The organism is Falsirhodobacter sp. 1013 (assembly GCF_051195255.1).
Taxonomy (GTDB): Bacteria; Pseudomonadota; Alphaproteobacteria; order Rhodobacterales; family Rhodobacteraceae; genus Falsirhodobacter.
In genome coordinates, this window is record NZ_JBNJLK010000003.1 from 304,528 (window position 1) to 322,671 (window position 18,144).

Genomic DNA, 18,144 nt, shown 5'->3' on the forward strand with positions numbered 1-18,144 from the left:
GGCGTCCTGCGCCATTCCGACCGGCATGGTTCCAATGGACAAACTCGCCCAGATCACGCGCCGCTTCGAGTTTCTCGAGGCGAAGCTGTCCGCGGGCGCCGCACCGGCCGAGATTGCCGCCCTCAGCCGTGAATACGGCGATCTGAAGCCCGTCGTGACGGAGATCGCCGCCTATCGCCGCGCCCTCGACGATCTGGCCGAGGCGGAGGCGATGCTGGCCGACCCCGAGATGCGCGCGCTGGCCGAGGATGAGCTCCCCGCCCTGAAGGCCCGCATCCCGCAGATGGAGCAGGCGCTGCGCATCGCGCTGCTGCCCAAGGACGCTGCCGATGCCCGCCCCGCGATCCTGGAAATCCGCCCCGGCACCGGCGGGGATGAAGCCGCGCTGTTCGCGGCCGACCTGCTGCGCATGTACCAGCGCTATGCGGAGTCACAGGGCTGGACCTTCCAGATTATCGATCTTGTCGAAAGCGATCTGGGCGGCATCCGCGAATTGACGGCGCTGGTGCAGGGAGAAGGCGTCTTTGCGCGCCTGAAATACGAATCCGGCGTCCACCGCGTGCAGCGGGTGCCCGAGACCGAGGCGGGCGGGCGCATCCACACCTCCGCCGCGACGGTGGCGGTGTTGCCCGAGGCCGAGGAGGTGGAGATCGACATTCCCGCCGCCGACATCCGCATCGACACGATGCGCGCCAGCGGGGCGGGCGGGCAGCACGTGAACACCACGGATTCGGCCGTGCGCATCACGCACATCCCCACGGGCATCGTCGTGACCAGTTCGGAAAAGTCGCAGCACCAGAACCGCGCCATCGCCATGCAGGTCCTGCGCGCCCGCCTGTACGAGGCGGAGCGCGAACGTACCGACGCCGCCCGTGCCGCCGATCGCAAGGCACAGGTCGGCACCGGCGACCGGAGCGAGCGCATCCGCACCTACAACTTCCCGCAGGGGCGGCTGACGGATCACCGCATCAACCTGACGCTGTATTCCCTCTCGCAGATCATGGCGGGCGACCTGACGGGGATCATCGACGCCCTGATCGCGCACGATCAGGCCGCCAAGCTGGCCGAGATGGAGGCATGATCGTCGCCGACGCGCTGCGCGCCGGTGCGGCACGGCTGGCGGCGGCCGGGGTGCCCGACGCTGCCCGCGACGCGCGCTGGCTTCTGGCGCACACCATGGGCTTTGCCCCCGACCGTCTGGTGCTGCACATGCAGGACGAGGTGGGCGCCCACGCCGCCGCCCGTTTCGACACCGCGCTGACCGCCCGCGAGGCGCGCCAGCCCGTCGCCCAGATCGTGGGTGAACGCCTGTTCTGGGGCCGCCGCTTCCGCGTGACGCGCGAGGTGCTGGACCCGCGGCCCGAAACCGAGAGCCTGATCGCACTGGCGCTGGCGGAACCCTTCACAAGCGTGCTGGATCTCGGCACCGGCTCGGGTGCCATTGCCCTGACGCTGATGGCCGAAACGGGGGCCACCACCACGGCCACGGACCTGTCGCCCGGCGCGCTGGCCGTGGCGGGGGAGAATGGGGCGCGTCTGGGCCTGCGCCCGACCTTTGTTCTTTCGGACTGGTTCGCGCGGGTGGAGGGGCGGTTCGACCTCATCACCTCCAACCCACCCTATATCGCGGAAGCGGAAATGGCTGCCCTGTCGCCCGAGGTGCGGGACTGGGAGCCGCGCATGGCCCTGACGCCCGGCGGCGACGGGCTGGACGCCTACCGCGCCATCGCGGCCGGGGCAGGCGCGCATCTGAACCCCAACGGCCGCGTGCTGGTGGAGATCGGCGCCGGTCAGGGGCCGGACGTGGCGGCGCTGTTTCGCAATGCGGGTCTTGAAGATGTTCGCGTTCATCCCGACATGGATGGAAGGGACCGGGTTGTTTCCGGTCGCACGCCCCGGGCCGGTTGAAAAACACCGAAAATACGGGGCAAACAGCAATCAGGGTCTTGTCAGCACGCGTGCGGGGTGCTTATTGGACACACGCGGAGGGTGGACTGGTCAACAGCGCCCGCGCGGTCACGCCGATGCAGCGCCGAACAACTCGCCCGGGTCGGGCCAGAGTGGGCCGCATACGCAAGGCCAGATATTCGGATACAAGGACAGTATGCGTTCCTCCAAATCTCGCTCGCGTTCGAAATCGAACCGTCCGCGCCCATTGGGCAACATCATCAACCGCGTCTTCGACAGCTCCGGCCCCGAGGGTAAGGTGCGTGGCACGCCGCAGCAGATCATCGAGAAGTACCTCGTTCTGGCCCGCGATGCCCAGTTGTCGAACGACCGCGTGGCGGCCGAAGCGTTCCTTCAGCACGCCGAGCACTACACCCGCATGCTGAGCGAGGCGCAGCGCGAAATGGCGGCCGAACAGGAAGCCCGCCAGCAGCACCACAACCAGAACCAGCAGCATCACAACCAGCGCCGCGACGACAACCGCGACCAGCCGCCGCGTCGTGACCGCGAGGATGATCGGCGTGATCGCGACGAGGACCGCCGGGATCACCGTGAAGAGGTCCGTTCGGAGGACCGCCGCGAGGACGACCGGCGTGAGCAGGAGCCCGTCGAGGCCGTTGCGACGCCGGTCGAGGCCGCGCCCGAGGCGCAGCCGAGCCTGGATCTGCCGGTCGAAGCGCTGGAGCCGCCGGCCGCCGAAAAGCCGCGCCGTCCGCGTGCGCCCCGTCCGCCCAAGGCCGAAGGGGAGGCTCCGCGCCGCCAAAACACCCGCCGTCCGCGCAAGAAGCCCGAGGATGCGGCGGACAACAACGGCCCGCGCGAAACCGTGGAATAAGAAAAGCCGCCTCTCGGGGCGGCTTTTTACTTGGCGACCTCGCGCGCCAGGGCGCAGAAGCCTTCCAGCGGAATATCCTCCGCCCGGTCGGTGGGGGCGATGCCTGCGGCGATCAGCCGATCCTCGATGTCCGGCGCCACGCCTTTCAGCGAGGATCGCAGCATCTTGCGCCGCTGGTTGAAGGCCGCCGCCGTTAGCCGCGCCAGCACCGCGCCATCGGCGGGATAGCGGGGTTCGTTCAGCTTCTTCAGATGCACGACGGCGGAATGTATCTTCGGCGCGGGCGTGAACGCCTCGGGCGGCAGGGTCATCACGATCCGCGCCTCGGTCCGCCATTGGGCCAGCAGCGCCAGCCGGCCGTAGGCCTTGGACCCGGGCTTCGCCACGATCCGCTCCGCCACCTCTTTCTGGAACATCAGGGTCAGGCTGTCCCAGAAGGGCGGCCAGACGGCGGGCGTCAGCCAGCGCACCAGCAGTTCCGTTCCCACGTTGTAGGGCAGGTTCGCCACGATCCGGATGGGCCCGGTCAAGCGGTCGGTCGGGTCGATGGTCAGCGCGTCGGCGTTGATCACCTCCAGCCGGCCGGGATAAGCGTCGGAGATTTCGGCCAGCGCGGGCAGGCAGCGGGCGTCCTTTTCGATGGCCAGCACGCGCCGCGCCCCTTCGGCCAGAAGGCCGCGCGTCAACCCGCCCGGTCCGGGCCCCACCTCGATCACGTCGGAGCCGGACAGGTCGCCCGCCATCCGCGCGATCTTGGCCGTCAGGTTCAGGTCCAGCAGGAAATTCTGGCCAAGCTGCTTCTTCGCCACAAGGTCATGCGTCTTGATGACCTCGCGCAGCGGGGGCAAACCGTCAATCGTGGACACGGGCCGCCCCCATTTCCGCCGCCATGCGCAGCGCCGCGATCAGGCTGGAGGGGTTGGCGATCCCTTGGCCAGCAATGTCGAACGCCGTCCCATGATCGGGCGAGGTTCGGATGAAAGGCAGCCCCAGCGTCACGTTCACCCCGTCGTCAAAGGCGATGGTCTTGATCGGGATCAGCGCCTGGTCGTGATACATGCAGACGGCGGCATCATACCGCGCCCGCGCGGCCGGATGGAACATCGTGTCGGCGGGCAGGGGGCCGGTCAAGGCCATGCCCTCGGCCCGAAGGGTGTCCAGTACGGCGGACAGGCGCAACTCCTCGCGCCCCATGGTGCCGCCTTCACCCGCATGGGGGTTCAGGCCGGACACGGCGATGCGGGGGGCGGCGATGCCGAAGTCGCGGATCAGCGCGGCGTGGGTGATGCGCAGCGTGTCGGCCAGAAGGTCGTCGGTCAGCGCCTGCGGCACCTCGGCCAGCGGGATGTGGATCGTCGTCGGCACCACCCGCAACTGGGGGGAGGCGAGCATCATCACCACGCGGTCCACCCCCGCCAGCGCGGCAAGATATTCGGTGTGGCCGGGATAAGCAAAATCCGCGCCGTCCTTCAGCGCCTTCTTCGAAATGGGGGCAGTGCAGACGCCTGCCACCTGACCCGCCAGCGCCAGACGCACGGCCATGGCGATCACCTCGATCACGCCGGCGGCGTTGGCGGGATCGGGCTGCCCCGGCACCGCATCGGCGCCGAAGCGGTGGGGCAGGATGGGCAGGTGATCCGGCGCCACGTCCAGCGCCTCGGCCGGGGTGGCGATCTCGGTCATCTTCATGGCGAAATGACGCGGATCGCCGATCACGAAGAAGGGCAGGTCCGCGCCCAGCAGAACACGTGCCTTTGCGGCCAGCTCGGGGCCGATGCCCGACGGCTCTCCGCAGGTCAGGGCAACGGGCGTCACGGCGTGCGGATCAGTGCGCTGTCACGCAGCTGGCTCAGATACACCGCCGACCGGGCGTTCAGCTGCTGGTTCAGCAACTGCCCCCGGATCGCGTCACGATCGACCGCTTTTTCCGTGATCGGACGCCGGGCGCAGACCATCAGAAGCGAGGGCTGGCCACCGACCGTCACCACGGCCGTCTCGTTCTGGTCCAGACCCGACACGGCCGACAGTTCGGCCGGAAGGCCCGCCTCGGCGCGCGTTTCGCGCTGCACGGCCACACCGTCGCGGCGGGCCTGAGTGTAAAGGTCGTTGCAGCCGTCCACCCGGCCGTTGATCTGTGCGGCCGCCCCCGTGGGGTTGTCGGCCGGAAGCGGGTAACGCGCGATCTCCACCTCGGTCGGGCGCTTGGTGGGGGCGGTTTCCTGGCGGTCGCGCAACTGGAACAGCGCGACGGCGTTGGGAATCTGCAGCGGCTGGGTCACGCCGCCGGGCGGCAGGCTCATGAACACCGATTGCAGTCCGGGCGGCAGGTTCGACAGCGGCATCCATTCCAGCGCACCGCCATTCGCGCTGGACGGGGTGGCGGAATACTGGCGGGCGAACTCGGCGAAGCTTTCCCCGGCCTCGACGCGGCGGGCGATGTCCTCAGCCGCGTTCATGGCTTGGTTTTCCTGCCCCGGGGGCACCGGCATGATCAGTTCCGACAACAGGACGCGCACGTTTGCCGCCTGCTTTTCCGCCTCGACCGCGCGGTCGATGTCGGCGTCGCTGATGACGACGGTGGACGCGTACTTCTGGCGGATCACCGCGCGCCACACGACGCCCGCGCGCACAAAATCGCGAAAGGTCGTGCGGTCCACGCCAGCGGATTCGATCTGGGTGATGAACTGGTCGGCGGTGAAGTTCGCACGCTGGGCGAACTCCTCCATCCCCTGCTGCACCTCCTCGTCCGAGGCGGTGATGCCCATCTGCTTGGCGGCGTCCAGACGCAGACGATCCTCGATCAGGCCGTTCTCGGCCTGCTTGGCAATGTCGCCGGGCGCGCGCAGAAGGGTCAGGAACTGCCGGCGCTGCGCCAGCTCCCACTCCGTCACGGCGCTGCCGTTCACGATCACATGGGGGGCGAACAGGTTCTGCGCCAGAACCGGCGTTCCCGCACCAAGGCCCGACACGAGCGCGGTCGTCAGAAGCGGAAGGATATAACGGGTCATTCTGTCTTCTCTCGTCTTCGTGCGGGCGTTCAGCTTCGGCAGGTCCCGGCGGGACCGGGCTGCTTCTTGCTTCCGAAACCAAGAAGATCGACCGCAAGGCCGACTTCCGTGCTCGGATCGACATTAGTGGAGGACGCGAACTTGCGCGAGAGGTAAACCTCCATCGCAAGGCATTCGTTGCGGAACTCGGCCCCGACGCCGGCGCGGACGGCACGATCCTCCTCGAAGTCGTAGCGCGAGGAGGCGCGGGCCGACCAAGCGTCCGTCACCTGATAGCGGGCGTCCACCGTCATCTCCGACAGGCCGGTTTCGCGGTCCTCCTCCTCGTCGGGAAGGATCTTCACGTAGCCCGCCGCAAGGTCGAACCGTTCCAGCGAGGCCTGCATCCGCAATTCGGATTTCGTGACCTGCAGGTTGTCGTCGAACAGCGTGCGGTTGGTGATGATCAGCCCCTCGCTCATCATGATCTGGAACTGGGCCAGCCAGTCGCTGTTCTTTTCGTCCAGCCCCGACGCGTTGGAGAACTGGCCAAGGTCGGTTTCGCGGAAGACGCGGCCGACGGTGGAACTGAAGCTCCACCCCTCGGGGGCGATGCGGGTGTAGTTGAGGCCGAGGTTCAGCCGCGCCCCGCGTTCGTATTCGTCATGCCCCGAAAAGCGGTTCAGCGCAAACAGGTTCGACTCGTCGAATTCGACCAGCGTGCTGTCCTCGTCGGGGATGTCGGGCGTGTCGTTCGGGCTCCACACCGCCTGAACGATGGGGCTGATCAGGTGGCTGGCGCCGTTCGCCGCGGTCTTCACCCAGGGCCAGCGAAGCTCCACCCCCAGGGCGCCGGACACGCGGGTCGTGGTGCCTTCGTATTCGACGTCCTGGTTGATGTTGTAGACGTCGGTCCGCATCGTGGCCAGCGTGGTGCCCATGATGCCCGCCGGCAGGACGTAGTTGCGCCGCCAGTCCACGCCAAGCGAGGCGCGCTGCGTGTCGCGGCCATCCGCGTCGTCATCGGTGTCGCGATCCGTGTCGAACGGGTCGTCCGAGGTTCGTTCGGCGCCGTAGAGCGAGAACTGAAGCCCCGCCTCGCCCCCCAGCGGCCCACCGGAAAAGCGGCGCTGGATCTGCGCCTCGCCCACCAGCGATGGGATGGTGGAGTTCGGCTCCCCTTCGCGGATGGAATGGAAGTTCAGGATGCGGCCCAAGATGTATTCGTTGCGGCGGGTGCGCGTGATCTCCACGCTGCTTTCCAGCCGGTCACGCTCCTCCAGCCCGTAGTCGTAGAAGTATGCGGGATCGCTGACCGTGTCGATGCGCAGGTTCAGGGTGTAGCTGTCGGGCAGGGCGAACTGGCCCGTCGCGAACAGGTAGCCGCGGCTTTCGTCCATCAACTCGTCCCGCGAGAGGGCGCCGTTCACGTCCACCCAGCCGAAGTTGAACGCCTGCCGATAGCGGTACCCCATCGAACGCGCGTTTTTGGTGGACAGGTAGGGCGTCAGCGTCAGGTCCGCGCTGTCCCCGATGGGGAAGAAATACGGGATCTGCACGCCCGTGCCGAAGTCCGAGGTGGACCGCAGCGTGGGCTGCAGCACGCCGCGCATCCGTTTCACCGTGGGGTCGGGCATCCGCAGGCGCGGGATGTAGAAGACGGGAACGCCCGCCATCCGCAGCTGGGCGTTGCGGAAGTAGATCTCGCGCTTCTGTTCGTCATGGATGATCTCGCTGGCCCGGATCTCCCACAAAGGGGTCGGGTTCGAGGCGCAGACCTGGCACGAGGAAGCGACCGACGGCCCGAGCCGGGTGTAGCGGTCGCCGATCCGGTTCACCTGGTTCGACGCCAGCTGGAGCTGCTGGTTCAGGACCACGCGGGCCGATTGCAGGATGCCTTCGCGCATGTCGCCCGACAGCTGCGCCTGATCGGCCAGAACGACGGTGCCCTTGCCGTCGTCCAGCGTGATGGGGCCGAAGATGTTCAGGCTGTCGCGCCCGCGGTCGTATTCCACCCTTGAGGCGCGCATGCGCTGGCCTTGATAGAACACCTCCACCTGGCCCGTGGCGGTCAGGACGTTGTCGTTCTGGATCTGCAGATCATCGGCCACCAGGGTGGCGCGATCCTGCGCCAGCGCGGGCGATGCGGCTAAGGCCAACGCGAACAACGCCGAGCCGAGCAGACGAGAGCGAAGACGCATCAGCCATCCTCCAGATGAAGCAGAAGTCCCAGTGACGCCAGAACGGCGGCAAGGGAAGGGATCCAGGCCGCCACCAGCACGGGAATCTGCCCGTTTTCCCCAAGAACCTGCGCGAAACTGCGCAGGAAGAACACCCCGAATCCAACCAGCAGGGCCAGCAGGACCTTGTTGCCCACCCGCGACAGGCGGGCATGGCGCATGGTGAACCCGGCGGCGATCAGCACCATGGCGGCCAGGAAGATCGGCAGCGACAATTCGCTTTGCAGCCAGACCTTGTGTTCCCGCGCCTGGAAGCCCGCCGTTTCCAGCCCGCGGATATAGGCGGGCAGTTCCCAGATCGCGATGTCGGACGGCGACCGGAAGCCGTCGCGGATCGTGTCAGGCGTCAGGTCCGACGGGATGGTCAGCGTGTCGGCCTGAACGGCGGTGGCTTCGGGCACGGCGTCGGCCAGCGTCCACTGCTTCGTGGCGGTCAGCTGCCATTCGCCGGGGGTCAGGCGGGCGGTTTCGGCCGCGATGCGGCGGATCAGCTGGCCTTCCACGTCAAAGGACAGCACGGTGACGCCGGACAGGTTCGTGCCGTTGGCATTGGCACGGCGGGCGTGGAACACGGTCTGCCCGTCGCCGTCGCCCTGCCGCAGCCAAAGCCCTTCCCCCGACACCGAAAGGATTCGCGTCGTTCCGTGCGACAGGCGCGAGGACAGGGTTTCATACCGGTTGGAGGTGCCCGCCACGATGGGGTTCAGCACCGCCACCACCAGCACCCCCACCAGCAGCGCGGTGACGGTGGGCGCGGCCAGGATCCGCAGCCCCGCGCGCCCCGCCGCCCGCATCACCACCAGCTCGGACGAGCGGGCGAGCCCGATGAACATCGCGATGGCGGCCAGGATCAGGATCAGCGGCAGGATGGTGTAAAGGCTGGACGGCACGTGCAGAAGCGCCAGTTCGAACGCGCGGGCCACGCCCACGCCTTCGTCGGAAAAGCGGCGCAGCTGGTCCAGCATGTCGATCAGCAGCAGGATCCCGAAGAAGATCAGGAACACCCGCAGCAGCATCCAAAGGAAGCGGCGCGCCAGATAGAAGCTGAGGATCATGCGCGTGCCCTTCCTTGGCGCCGGGGTCGCTGCGCCCACCACAGCATCAGGACCGCCATCACGCAGCCCGTCAGCGGGGCGGCATAGGCCAGCATCCAGCCGAAGGCCAGCTTCGGCCCCTGCGCCCCGGCAAGGGTGTTGATCAATTGCAGCACGATCAGCAGCAGAACGGCGCCCGTGATCTGGCGCCACAGGCCAAACCGGCTGAAGGCCCCCAGAAGCAGGGCGGCAAACCCGATCAGGCTGGCGGCAAGGCCAAGGAAGGGCTGGCCCAGACGGTCATGCCCTTCGAAGACCATCTCGGCGCGGTCGGAGCGGGTTTCGGTCATCGTCGCCTCGGTCGGCCACAGAAGTTCGCGGGTGGACAATTCGTTCATGCGGCGCGCGGCGCGGGTCGCGGGTTCCAGCATGGCCCCCAGATCATAGGTGAAGTCGCCAAAGCGCGTCACGGCCAGCCGGCCCGCTTCCAGCGTCTGTGCCAGTCCGTCCACCATGACCAGCTTCGGCCCGGTTTCCGTGCGCACGAGGAAGGCGCGTTCGGCCGTGTAGATCACCTGGTCCGCGCCCCGGTCGTCCTGCAGGAACATGCCCCGCATCTCTCCGTTCGGGGAAATCTCGCGGATGAACAGGGTGACGCCGTCCACCGGATGCAGGAATTCCCCGTCCTTCACGAATTGCGAGGCAAGGCTGTCGCGCACCTCGGCCGTGCGGTCGGCCAGGATGGTGCGCGACATCGGCACCAGCAGGTTCATCAGGATCAGCATCATCACCGCCACGGTCACGCCGAACAGGGCCGCGGGGCGGGCCAGCCGGAAGGCGGAAAAGCCCGTGGCCTGCATCACGACCAGTTCGGATTCCGCCATCAGGCGGTTCACGACGTAGACCGTCGCCACAAAGGCCGAGATGGGCAGCACCAGACGGATCACGTTGGGCAGTGACAGAAGCGAGAATTCAAGGAAGACGAGCGCGGACTGCCCGTCGCTGATCAGATCCTCGAACAGGCCGACGGCGGTGTTGATCCAGTAGATCGCGACCAGCACCAGCGAGAAGAAACCGAACAGCGCCAGAAGTTGCGACAGCATGTATCTGTCGAATCTTGCCACGTCTGCCCTCATGCTTTTTGTTGTTTGGGGGCAAGGTAGCGCAAGACCGTGGCAGGGAAAACTGCTATCTGGCCTTCCTCGGACGCTGGGGCTAGGGTCACGCGGAACCTTGCCTTTCCAGGAGATGCCGATGACCGCCCCCGTGACCATCCAGTTCGTCGAAACGGATCTTGACCGGCTTGAAGGGGCCGCGGGCCGCGTGGTCGTGTTTCTGGGCACCGACGGCAAGATGGGCGCCGCCGCCCGCAAGGTGGACCGCCTGACACGGGGCGCGCTGAAGCGCGTGGCGGCTTCGGACACGTTCGCCCGCCTGAAAGCGGGTGAGGGGCTGGATCTGGCGTTTCCGGCGGGGCTGGCCGCGCCCGTGCTTCAGGTGATCCGTCTTGACCGCAAGGACGACGTGGCGGCTGCCCGCCGCGCCGGGGCCACGATCGGCCGCATGCTGGGCACCGACGGCGCGCTGGTGCTGGCCGATGCCGTGACGCTGGCGGCGGAACTGTCCTTCGGCCTTGCCCTGCGCGCCTACCAGTTCACCGACCGCAAGAGCCGTCCGCCCGAAACCTTCGGCGGCGTCACGATGATGGTCAACGGTCCCGAGGCCGTCGCCGCCGAGGCCGCGCCCCTGGCCGCGCTGGCCGAAGGCGTGTTCTTCACCCGCGATCTGGTCAACGAACCCGCCAACATCCTCACGACCGAGGATTTCGCCGCCCGTCTGGCCGCCATGCAGGAACTCGGCCTCGACGTGGAGATCCTGGAGGAGGCCGACATGGCCGCCCTGGGCATGGGCGCGCTGCTGGGCGTCAGCCTGGGGTCCGAAACGCCGGCCAAGCTGGTGGTGATGCACTGGAACGGCGGCGGGGACGAAGCGCCCTTCGCCCTGGTCGGCAAGGGCGTGGTCTTCGACACGGGCGGCATTTCGATGAAGCCCGCGGGCGGCATGGAAGACATGACCATGGACATGGGCGGCGCGGGCACGGTGGCGGGCGTGATGCGCACGCTGGCGCTGCGCAAGGCCAAGGCCAACGTGGTGGGCCTGGTGGGTCTGGTGGAAAACATGCCCGACGGGCGCGCGCAGCGTCCGGGCGACGTCGTGACGTCGATGAAGGGCGACACGATCGAGGTCATCAACACCGACGCGGAAGGCCGCCTCGTTCTGGCCGACGTGATGTGGTACGCGCAGGACCGCTTCAAGCCGACCGGCATGATCAACCTTGCCACCCTCACGGGTGCGATCGTCGTGGCCCTGGGGAACGAGAATACGGGCGTCTTTTCCAACGACGACCCGCTGTGCAACGCCTTCCTGACCGCCGCGAAGGCGGAGGGCGAGGGCGCATGGCGCATGCCGCTGGGCGAGGCCTATGACGGCGTGCTGAAGTCGCGGGTGGCCGATATCCGCAACGTCGGCACCGGCCGCGAAGGGGGCGCCATCGTGGCGGCGCAATTCCTGAAACGGTTCGTCAGGGACGAGACGCCGTGGATCCACCTCGACATCGCGGGCACCGCCCTGTCCAAGGGGGAAACCGTCCTTGCGCCCAAGGGGGCGACGGGCTGGGGTGTCCTCGCCCTCAACCGGCTGATCCGCGAGCGTTTCGAACGGTGATGCCGTGGCGGTGATGTTCTATCACCTGTCGCACTCCTCCACCGAGGATACGGCGTTCACACTTCTGACCCGCGCGCTGGGTCAGGGCTGGCGCGTCATGGTGCGGGGGGATGACGGAACATTGGCCCGGCTGGACGAGGCGTTGTGGACCCTGTCGGATGACAGCTTCCTGCCCCATGGGCGGGAAGGCGGGCCGCATGATGCCGCGCAGCCGGTGCTGCTGGGCACCGGTGCCATCGGAAACGGGGCGAACTGCCTGATGGTCGTGGGCAACGCCCCCTTCGATCCGGAGGAGGCGGCACCGCTGGACCGCCTGTGGGTTCTGTTCGACGGGCTGGACGACCGCGCGCTGGCGCGGGCGCGGGACCAGTGGCGCGCGGTGGTCGGTGCGGGCGTCACGGCCCAGTACTGGTCCGAAGAAGGCGGCCGGTGGGAGAAGAAGGCCGAACGTTCGGCTTCTTCATGAAGATCCGCAGCGAAACCCCTGAAGATCATCAGAAAATCTCCGAACTTCTGGCCGCCGCCTTTCAAGGCGCCGACGAAAGCACGCTGGTCGACGCGCTGAGGCCGGAGGCGCTTTTGTCGCTGGTGGCCGAGGAAGAGGGCGAGATCGTCGGCCACGCGATGCTGTCCCGGCTGGAGGCGCCCTTTGTCGCCTGCGCGCTGGCGCCGCTGTCCGTCGCGCCCTTGTGGCAGGAGCAAGGCATCGGCAGCGCCCTTGTGCGGGAGGTGTGCCGGCAGGCCACCTGCGACGCGATCTTCCTGCGGGGCGATCCGGCCTTCTATGGCCGCTTCGGCTTTCGCGCCGATCTGGCGGCGGGCTATGCCTGCGCCTTTGCCGGCCCGTTCTTTCTGGTGAAGCCCTTGCGCGACATTCCGGCCACGGGGCGCATCCTGTATCCGCGGGCGTTCAGCGTTGCAGGATCATCCGGTCCCCGCTGATGCGGATGTCAAACTGGCCCAGATAGCTCATCCCCAGAAGGGAGGTGTCCAGCTCTCCGCTGTTCACATAGGCGGGCAGGCGGGGATCGGCGAAATCGCCCAGCCGCACATCCTCCAGCACCACGCGGGCGGTCTGGACGGGGCCGTTGGCGGTGTAGGCGATGCCGAGGTAATCCAGTTCCTCCGGATCGAAGCCCAGCTTGCGGGCGTCACGTGCGGACAGGACGACCTCGCTCGCCCCCGTGTCGGCCATGAAGCGGACCTGCTCGCCGCCGATTTTCAGCGTGATGTAGTAATGGCCGTCGGGGGCGCGGGTGATGTCGATCTCCCCACCCTCCATCACCTGCTGCCGGGGGGACAGGGTCGGCCCCATTTCCGTCCAAAGGCCGTAGCCCGCCGCCACGGCCAGAAAGATCAGTCCCCAGGCCATGGCCGTGCGCAAGGCCGATCCCATGCGGCCGCGGTATTCCACGACGACCCAGCCGCCGACAAAGGTCAGCAGCAGAAGAAGATAGGCGACGCGGCCGAATTCGAAGCTTTCCATGCCCCTTGATATAGGGAGGTCAGCCCGCCGCCTCCAGCTTCTCTTGCGCGCGCAGCCAAAGATCCTCGGCCCGGTCGAGGCCTTCCATGACCTCGGCGTATTTCTTCTGCCAGACGGCGGCCTCGTCCGGGCGTTCGTACAGCACCGGGTCCGACAGCTTCTTGGCCAGCTTGTCGCGCATGTCGTTCAGCTTGGTCACCCGCTCCTCGCATTTGCGGACCTCGGAGCGGAGGGCGGCGACATCTTCGCGGCTGACGGTGGCCTTCTTCTTTTCGACCTTGGGCTTTTCCGGCTCGTCCCCCGCCAGAAGCAGGCGGCGATAGGCTTCCAGATCCTGCTCGAACGGGGTGACAGCCCCGTCCTTGACCAGCCACAGACGGTCGGCCACCAGCGACAGAAGGTGCATGTCGTGGCTGACCAGCACCACGGCGCCGGAATAGCTGTTGAGCGCCTCGGTCAGCGCCTCGCGGCTTTCCATGTCGAGGTGGTTGGTCGGTTCGTCCAGGATCAGCAGGTGCGGCGCATCGAGCGTGGCCAGCAGCAGCGACAGGCGCGCCTTCTGGCCGCCCGAAAGGCGACCTACGGCCGTTTCCGCCTGATCCGCGCCCAGACCGAAGCCCGCCAGACGCGCCCGCAGACGCGGCTGGCCTTCGGCCGATCGCATCCGCTGAAGGTGCTGAAGCGGCGTTTCGTCGATGAACAGCTCGTCTACCTGATGCTGCGCGAAATAGCCGATCCGCAGCTTGGAGGACTTGGTGAACTTCCCGTCCATCGCTTCAAGTTTACCAGCCAATAGCTTGGAAAGCGTGGATTTTCCTTCGCCGTTGCGGCCCAGAAGGGCGATGCGGTCGTCCTGGTCGATCCGAAGGCTCAGCTTGCGCAGGATCGCCTTGCCGTCATAGCCGACCGAAGCGCCGTCGAGGTTGATGATCGGGGGCGACAGCTCCTCCGGCTCGGGGAAGGTGAAGACCATCTGCCGCGCTTCTTCCGGCGGAGTGATCGTCTCCATCTTCTCCAGCTGTTTCACGCGGGACTGGGCCTGCGCGGCCTTCGACGCCTTGGCCTTGAAGCGGTCCACGAAGGCCTGAAGGTGGGCGCGGCGGGCGTCCTGCTTCTTGGCCTCGGCCGTCAGGACGGCGCGCTTTTCCGCCATCTGGCGGGCGAACTGGTCATAAGGGCCGGTCCAGTAGGTCAGCTTCTTCGAATCCAGATGCAGGATGCCCTGCACGGCACGGTTCAGAAGCCCCCGATCGTGCGAGATGATCAGCACGGTGTGCGGGTATTTCTGAAGGTAGCTTTCCAGCCACAGCGCCCCTTCAAGGTCGAGGTAGTTGGTCGGTTCGTCCAGCAGCAGAAGGTCCGGCTGCGCGAACAGCACGCCGGCCAGCGCCACGCGCATCCGCCACCCGCCCGAGAAGTCCGAGCAGGGGCGCAGCTGCGCCTCGGCGTCGAAGCCCAGACCCTTCAGGATGGCCGAGGCGCGGCCTTCGGCGGACCAGGCGTCGATGTCGGCCAGACGGGTCTGGATGTCCGAGATGCGCGTAGGGTCCGTGGCCGTAGCCGATTCCGCCAGCAGCTCCGCCCGCTCGGTGTCGGCGGCCAGCACCGTGTCCAGAAGCGAGGTGGAGGAGGACGGCACCTCTTGCGCGACGCCGCCGATGCGGGCGCGGGCCGGGAGCGAGATCTCGCCGCCCTCCAGCACGTTTTCGCCGCGTATCAGGCGGAACAGAGTGGTCTTGCCCGCCCCGTTGCGCCCCACGAGGCCCACCTTGTGGCCGTAGGGGATCGTCGCGGATGCGTTCTCGAAGAGCGGTCGGCCTTCGATCGAATAGCTTATGTCGGAGATACGGAGCATGCCCCGTGCCTTGCCCGAACCCGCGGCCGCCGTCAATGGGAGCGAGGGGCCGCGGCACATCGGCGTTTCCATCGGCGATGTTCTGCGTTATCACGCGTGAACCCGAAAGTGGTGGAGATCGTTATGACACAAGGCTGGACCAAATCCGACTGGCGCGCGAAACCCCGCATCCAGATGCCGGATTATCCCGACACGGCGGCACTGAACGCGGTCGAGGCGCAGCTTGTGAGCTATCCCCCCCTGGTCTTTGCCGGGGAGGCGCGCCGTCTGCGCAGCCAACTGGCCGATGTGGCGGCGGGCAAGGCCTTCCTGCTGCAAGGCGGCGACTGCGCCGAAAGCTTTGCCGAGTTCCGCGCCGACAACATCCGCGACACGTTCCGCGTGATGCTGCAGATGGCGGTCGTCCTGACCTATGGCGCGAAGGTGCCGGTGGTGAAGGTAGGCCGCATGGCCGGCCAGTTCGCCAAGCCCCGATCCGCCCCGATGGAGATGGTGGGCAACACCGAGCTTCCGTCCTACCGCGGCGACATCATCAACGGCTTCGATTTCACGCCCGAAGCGCGGATTCCCGATCCGCAGCGGATGCTGCAGGCCTACACCCAGGCCGCGGCGACGCTGAACCTGCTGCGCGCGTTTTCCACGGGCGGCTTCGCCGACATCCACCGCGTTCATTCCTGGACGTTGGGCTTCACCAATGACGACAAGGCCGAGCGTTATCGTGAACTGTCAAGCCGGATCGGCGACGCGTTGGACTTCATGACGGCGGCGGGGGTCAACCCGGACACGGCGCACACCCTGTCCACGGTCGATTTCTACACCAGCCACGAGGCGCTGCTTCTGGAGTATGAGGAGGCGCTGTGCCGCGTCGACAGCATCTCGGGCAAGCCGGTGGCGGGGTCGGGGCACATGATCTGGATCGGCGACCGCACGCGGCAGCCGGACGGCGCGCATGTGGAATTCGCCCGCGGCGTGCTGAACCCGATCGGCCTGAAATGCGGACCCAGCACGACGGCCGAGGATCTGAAGGTCCTGATGGCCAAGCTGAACCCGGAAAACGAGGCCGGCCGCCTGACGCTGATCGCCCGATTCGGCGCGGGCAATGTGGGCGACCACCTGCCGCGCCTGATCAAGGCCGTGCAGGAGGAAGGGGCGAACGTCGTCTGGTCCTGCGATCCGATGCACGGCAACACGATCAAGTCGCCTTCGGGCTACAAGACGCGTCCGTTCGATTACGTGCTGTCCGAGGTGCGGGACTTCTTCGCGATCCATCGCGCCGAAGGCACGATCCCCGGCGGCGTGCATTTCGAGATGACGGGTCAGGACGTGACGGAATGCACGGGCGGGTTGCGCGCGGTCACGGATGAAAACCTGTCCGACCGCTACCACACCGCCTGCGACCCGCGCCTGAACGCCAGCCAGTCGCTGGAACTCGCCTTCCTTGTGGCCGAGGAACTGTCGGCGCGCCGCGACGAAGCCCGCCGCATCGCGGTGTAAGCAAGGAAACGCTGTCCTGACCCCCTGCGCGGTTGGCTTCACGGCCGCGCAGGACTATGTCGCTTTGCAGACATACGGAGACAGTCATGACGCGCTTTGAATACCAGGTCATTCCCGCCCCCTCCAAAGGGGAAAAGGCGCGTGGCGTCCGCAACGGGACGGAGCGGTTCGCGCTGGCGCTGACGGCGGTCATGAACCGCATGGGCCGTGACGGCTGGGAATATGTGCGCGCCGAAAGCCTTCCGGCCGAGGAGAAGTCGGGCCTGTTCCGGCGGACCACGGCGTTGCAGCACGTTCTGGTGTTCCGCCGCGTGCTTGGCGACGACGTGGCGCGGCTTGGCGCGGTGGAGGTGACGACGGGCGCGGTTCAGTCCCTGCCGGTGGCCAACGCCCCCGAAGGCATTGCACGACCCATCGGTCCGGCGGTCTAACCCCGCGCTTCGGCCAGGGCTTCGGGCAAGGCGGCGGCGAACAGGCTCTGGTCCTGTTCGGAGCCTGCGCTGACACGGATGCAGCGGTCGTGCGGGGCCACGAAGGGCATCCGCACGAACACGTCGCGCGCCACCAGCCCTTGAAGCACCTTCTTGGCGAACGCGCCGTCCGCGCCGCAATCCATGGTCACGAAGTTCGTGGCCGAGGGGAGGGGCGAAAGGCCGTGGGCGCGCGCTATGGCGGACAACTCCTCCCGCCCCGCATGGACCTGCTGGCGGACATGGGCCAGCCAGCCCGTGTCGCCCAGCGCGGCCAGGGCCCCGGCCTGCGCGATGCGGCTGACGCCGAAATGGTTGCGCACCTTGTCAAACGCCGCGATCAGGTCCGCCGCACCCATGGCGTATCCTATCCGCGCCCCCGCCATCCCGTAGGCCTTGGAGAAGGTGCACATGCGGATCACCCGCGGATCGTCGATGGCGATGCGTGGGATGGCCGTGTCCGGCGCCAGCTCCACATACGCCTCGTCCAGGATCAGCAGGGCGCCGTCGGGCACCGCGTCCACCATCCGCTCCAGCACCTCGGCCGGATGATGGCTGCCCATGGGGTTGTCGGGGTTGGCGATGTAGATCAGCTTGGCGCCCACCTCCCGCGCGCGGGCGATCAGGGCGTCGGGGTCTTCGTGGTTGCCGGCATAGGGCACCTTGTGCAGCACGCCGCCAAAGCCCGCGACGTGGAAGTTGAACGTCGGATACGCCCCGTCCGAGGTGACGACCGCGTCGCCCTTGTCGATCAGCAGGCGGACCAGCAGGCCCAGCAGCCCGTCGATCCCTTCGCCCACCACGATGTTCGCGGGGTTTATACCGTGATGCGCGGCCAGCGCCTGCCGCAGGTCGTGGTTTTCGGGATCGCCATACATCCACGCCTCGCCCGCCGCGCGCTGCATCGCGTGAATCGCGGCGGGCGAGGGGCCGAAGACGCTTTCATTCGCGCCCAGCCGCGCCGCGAAGGGCCGCCCGCGCATCCGCTCCTGCGTTTCCGGGCCCACGAAGGGCACGGTGGAGGGCAGGGAGCGGATCAGGGGCGTATAGCGGGGCATCGACAAGCCTTTCG

The 18,144-nt window shown here is 67.5% G+C and carries 17 protein-coding genes; 8 read left to right on the plus strand and 9 right to left on the minus strand.

The window, feature by feature from the left end:
* Nucleotides 1–25: 25 nt before the first annotated feature.
* The 3 genes from prfA (at nucleotide 26) to ACSHZY_RS07770 (ending at nucleotide 2,782) form a co-directional block, all read left to right on the plus strand.
* On the plus strand, nucleotides 26–1,081 hold the full coding sequence (prfA, locus tag ACSHZY_RS07760) for a peptide chain release factor 1 (protein ID WP_435167760.1): 1,056 nt from the start codon (nucleotides 26–28) through the stop codon (nucleotides 1,079–1,081).
* Complete coding sequence (prmC, locus tag ACSHZY_RS07765; RefSeq protein WP_435167763.1) at nucleotides 1,078–1,908, plus strand: peptide chain release factor N(5)-glutamine methyltransferase; 831 nt, start codon at nucleotides 1,078–1,080, stop codon at nucleotides 1,906–1,908. Before prfA ends, prmC begins: the two co-directional genes overlap by 4 nt.
* A 196-nt stretch (nucleotides 1,909–2,104) precedes the next feature.
* Nucleotides 2,105–2,782: a DUF4167 domain-containing protein gene (locus ACSHZY_RS07770; protein ID WP_435167766.1), complete on the plus strand. Its 678-nt coding sequence runs from the start codon at nucleotides 2,105–2,107 to the stop codon at nucleotides 2,780–2,782.
* A gap of 26 nt (nucleotides 2,783–2,808) precedes the next feature.
* Here ACSHZY_RS07770 and rsmA read toward each other — a convergent pair whose 3' ends face one another.
* From rsmA to lptF, 6 genes are read right to left on the minus strand one after another with little or no spacing between them, the layout of a single operon-like run.
* On the minus strand, nucleotides 2,809–3,648 hold the full coding sequence (gene rsmA / locus ACSHZY_RS07775; protein ID WP_435167768.1) for a 16S rRNA (adenine(1518)-N(6)/adenine(1519)-N(6))-dimethyltransferase RsmA: 840 nt from the start codon (nucleotides 3,646–3,648) through the stop codon (nucleotides 2,809–2,811).
* On the minus strand, nucleotides 3,635–4,597 hold the full coding sequence (gene pdxA / locus ACSHZY_RS07780) for a 4-hydroxythreonine-4-phosphate dehydrogenase PdxA (RefSeq protein WP_435167771.1): 963 nt from the start codon (nucleotides 4,595–4,597) through the stop codon (nucleotides 3,635–3,637). Before pdxA ends, rsmA begins: the two co-directional genes overlap by 14 nt.
* Nucleotides 4,594–5,790 (minus strand): peptidylprolyl isomerase, encoded by a 1,197-nt coding sequence (locus ACSHZY_RS07785; RefSeq protein WP_435167774.1) that lies wholly within the window; start codon nucleotides 5,788–5,790, stop codon nucleotides 4,594–4,596. The genes pdxA and ACSHZY_RS07785 overlap by 4 nt, the downstream gene beginning before the upstream one ends.
* Nucleotides 5,791–5,819: 29 nt before the next feature.
* Nucleotides 5,820–7,970 (minus strand): LPS-assembly protein LptD, encoded by a 2,151-nt coding sequence (locus ACSHZY_RS07790; protein ID WP_435167777.1) that lies wholly within the window; start codon nucleotides 7,968–7,970, stop codon nucleotides 5,820–5,822.
* The gene (lptG, locus tag ACSHZY_RS07795; RefSeq protein WP_435167780.1) at nucleotides 7,970–9,064 is read right to left on the minus strand and encodes an LPS export ABC transporter permease LptG; all 1,095 of its coding nucleotides are present in this window, start codon (nucleotides 9,062–9,064) and stop codon (nucleotides 7,970–7,972) included. The genes ACSHZY_RS07790 and lptG overlap by 1 nt, the downstream gene beginning before the upstream one ends.
* Entirely contained in the window at nucleotides 9,061–10,167 is a 1,107-nt protein-coding gene (gene lptF / locus ACSHZY_RS07800) for an LPS export ABC transporter permease LptF (protein ID WP_435167783.1), read from the minus strand. The genes lptG and lptF overlap by 4 nt, the downstream gene beginning before the upstream one ends.
* Before the next feature lie 130 nt (nucleotides 10,168–10,297).
* On the opposite strand from lptF, the gene ACSHZY_RS07805 reads away from it, so the two are divergent.
* The 3 genes from ACSHZY_RS07805 to ACSHZY_RS07815 are packed head-to-tail and all read left to right on the plus strand — an operon-like array spanning nucleotide 10,298 to nucleotide 12,709.
* A complete protein-coding gene (locus tag ACSHZY_RS07805) occupies nucleotides 10,298–11,767 on the plus strand; it encodes a leucyl aminopeptidase (RefSeq protein WP_435167786.1) in 1,470 nt (489 codons plus the stop codon).
* Between the two features lie 13 nt (nucleotides 11,768–11,780).
* Nucleotides 11,781–12,233: a DNA polymerase III subunit chi gene (locus ACSHZY_RS07810; protein ID WP_435167876.1), complete on the plus strand. Its 453-nt coding sequence runs from the start codon at nucleotides 11,781–11,783 to the stop codon at nucleotides 12,231–12,233.
* Nucleotides 12,230–12,709, plus strand: coding sequence for a GNAT family N-acetyltransferase (locus tag ACSHZY_RS07815; RefSeq protein WP_435167789.1), 480 nt, complete (start codon nucleotides 12,230–12,232; stop codon nucleotides 12,707–12,709). Before ACSHZY_RS07810 ends, ACSHZY_RS07815 begins: the two co-directional genes overlap by 4 nt.
* On the opposite strand, the gene ACSHZY_RS07820 is transcribed toward ACSHZY_RS07815, so the two are convergent.
* Nucleotides 12,678–13,253: a retropepsin-like aspartic protease family protein gene (locus ACSHZY_RS07820; RefSeq protein WP_435167792.1), complete on the minus strand. Its 576-nt coding sequence runs from the start codon at nucleotides 13,251–13,253 to the stop codon at nucleotides 12,678–12,680. The two genes, ACSHZY_RS07815 and ACSHZY_RS07820, sit on opposite strands and share 32 nt — an antisense overlap.
* Before the next feature lie 19 nt (nucleotides 13,254–13,272).
* Nucleotides 13,273–15,108 (minus strand): ABC-F family ATP-binding cassette domain-containing protein, encoded by a 1,836-nt coding sequence (locus tag ACSHZY_RS07825; protein WP_435167795.1) that lies wholly within the window; start codon nucleotides 15,106–15,108, stop codon nucleotides 13,273–13,275.
* A 123-nt stretch (nucleotides 15,109–15,231) separates the two neighbouring features.
* On the opposite strand from ACSHZY_RS07825, the gene ACSHZY_RS07830 reads away from it, so the two are divergent.
* Both ACSHZY_RS07830 and ACSHZY_RS07835 read left to right on the plus strand, forming a co-directional pair.
* Complete coding sequence (locus tag ACSHZY_RS07830) at nucleotides 15,232–16,602, plus strand: class II 3-deoxy-7-phosphoheptulonate synthase (RefSeq protein ID WP_435167798.1); 1,371 nt, start codon at nucleotides 15,232–15,234, stop codon at nucleotides 16,600–16,602.
* An 86-nt stretch (nucleotides 16,603–16,688) separates the two neighbouring features.
* Nucleotides 16,689–17,033 (plus strand): DUF4177 domain-containing protein, encoded by a 345-nt coding sequence (locus tag ACSHZY_RS07835; protein WP_435167801.1) that lies wholly within the window; start codon nucleotides 16,689–16,691, stop codon nucleotides 17,031–17,033.
* On the opposite strand, the gene ACSHZY_RS07840 is transcribed toward ACSHZY_RS07835, so the two are convergent.
* Complete coding sequence (locus ACSHZY_RS07840; RefSeq protein WP_435167804.1) at nucleotides 17,030–18,136, minus strand: pyridoxal phosphate-dependent aminotransferase; 1,107 nt, start codon at nucleotides 18,134–18,136, stop codon at nucleotides 17,030–17,032. The two genes, ACSHZY_RS07835 and ACSHZY_RS07840, sit on opposite strands and share 4 nt — an antisense overlap.
* Nucleotides 18,137–18,144: the final 8 nt, after the last annotated feature.

Excerpts from the sequence above, each read along its gene's own strand:
- ACSHZY_RS07810 (WP_435167876.1), top strand. The coding sequence starts at position 11,781 with ATGTTCTATCACCTGTCGCACTCCTCCACCGAGGATACGGCGTTCACA.
- ACSHZY_RS07830 (WP_435167798.1), top strand. The coding sequence starts at position 15,232 with ATGACACAAGGCTGGACCAAATCCGACTGGCGCGCGAAACCCCGCATC.
- lptG (WP_435167780.1), bottom strand. The coding sequence starts at position 9,064 with ATGATCCTCAGCTTCTATCTGGCGCGCCGCTTCCTTTGGATGCTGCTG.
- ACSHZY_RS07835 (WP_435167801.1), top strand. The coding sequence starts at position 16,689 with ATGACGCGCTTTGAATACCAGGTCATTCCCGCCCCCTCCAAAGGGGAA.
- ACSHZY_RS07785 (WP_435167774.1), bottom strand. The coding sequence starts at position 5,790 with ATGACCCGTTATATCCTTCCGCTTCTGACGACCGCGCTCGTGTCGGGC.
- ACSHZY_RS07790 (WP_435167777.1), bottom strand. The coding sequence starts at position 7,970 with ATGCGTCTTCGCTCTCGTCTGCTCGGCTCGGCGTTGTTCGCGTTGGCC.
- ACSHZY_RS07825 (WP_435167795.1), bottom strand. The coding sequence starts at position 15,108 with ATGCTCCGTATCTCCGACATAAGCTATTCGATCGAAGGCCGACCGCTC.
- ACSHZY_RS07815 (WP_435167789.1), top strand. The coding sequence starts at position 12,230 with ATGAAGATCCGCAGCGAAACCCCTGAAGATCATCAGAAAATCTCCGAA.
- ACSHZY_RS07820 (WP_435167792.1), bottom strand. The coding sequence starts at position 13,253 with ATGGAAAGCTTCGAATTCGGCCGCGTCGCCTATCTTCTTCTGCTGCTG.
- prmC (WP_435167763.1), top strand. The coding sequence starts at position 1,078 with ATGATCGTCGCCGACGCGCTGCGCGCCGGTGCGGCACGGCTGGCGGCG.
- ACSHZY_RS07805 (WP_435167786.1), top strand. The coding sequence starts at position 10,298 with ATGACCGCCCCCGTGACCATCCAGTTCGTCGAAACGGATCTTGACCGG.
- prfA (WP_435167760.1), top strand. The coding sequence starts at position 26 with ATGGTTCCAATGGACAAACTCGCCCAGATCACGCGCCGCTTCGAGTTT.
- ACSHZY_RS07770 (WP_435167766.1), top strand. The coding sequence starts at position 2,105 with ATGCGTTCCTCCAAATCTCGCTCGCGTTCGAAATCGAACCGTCCGCGC.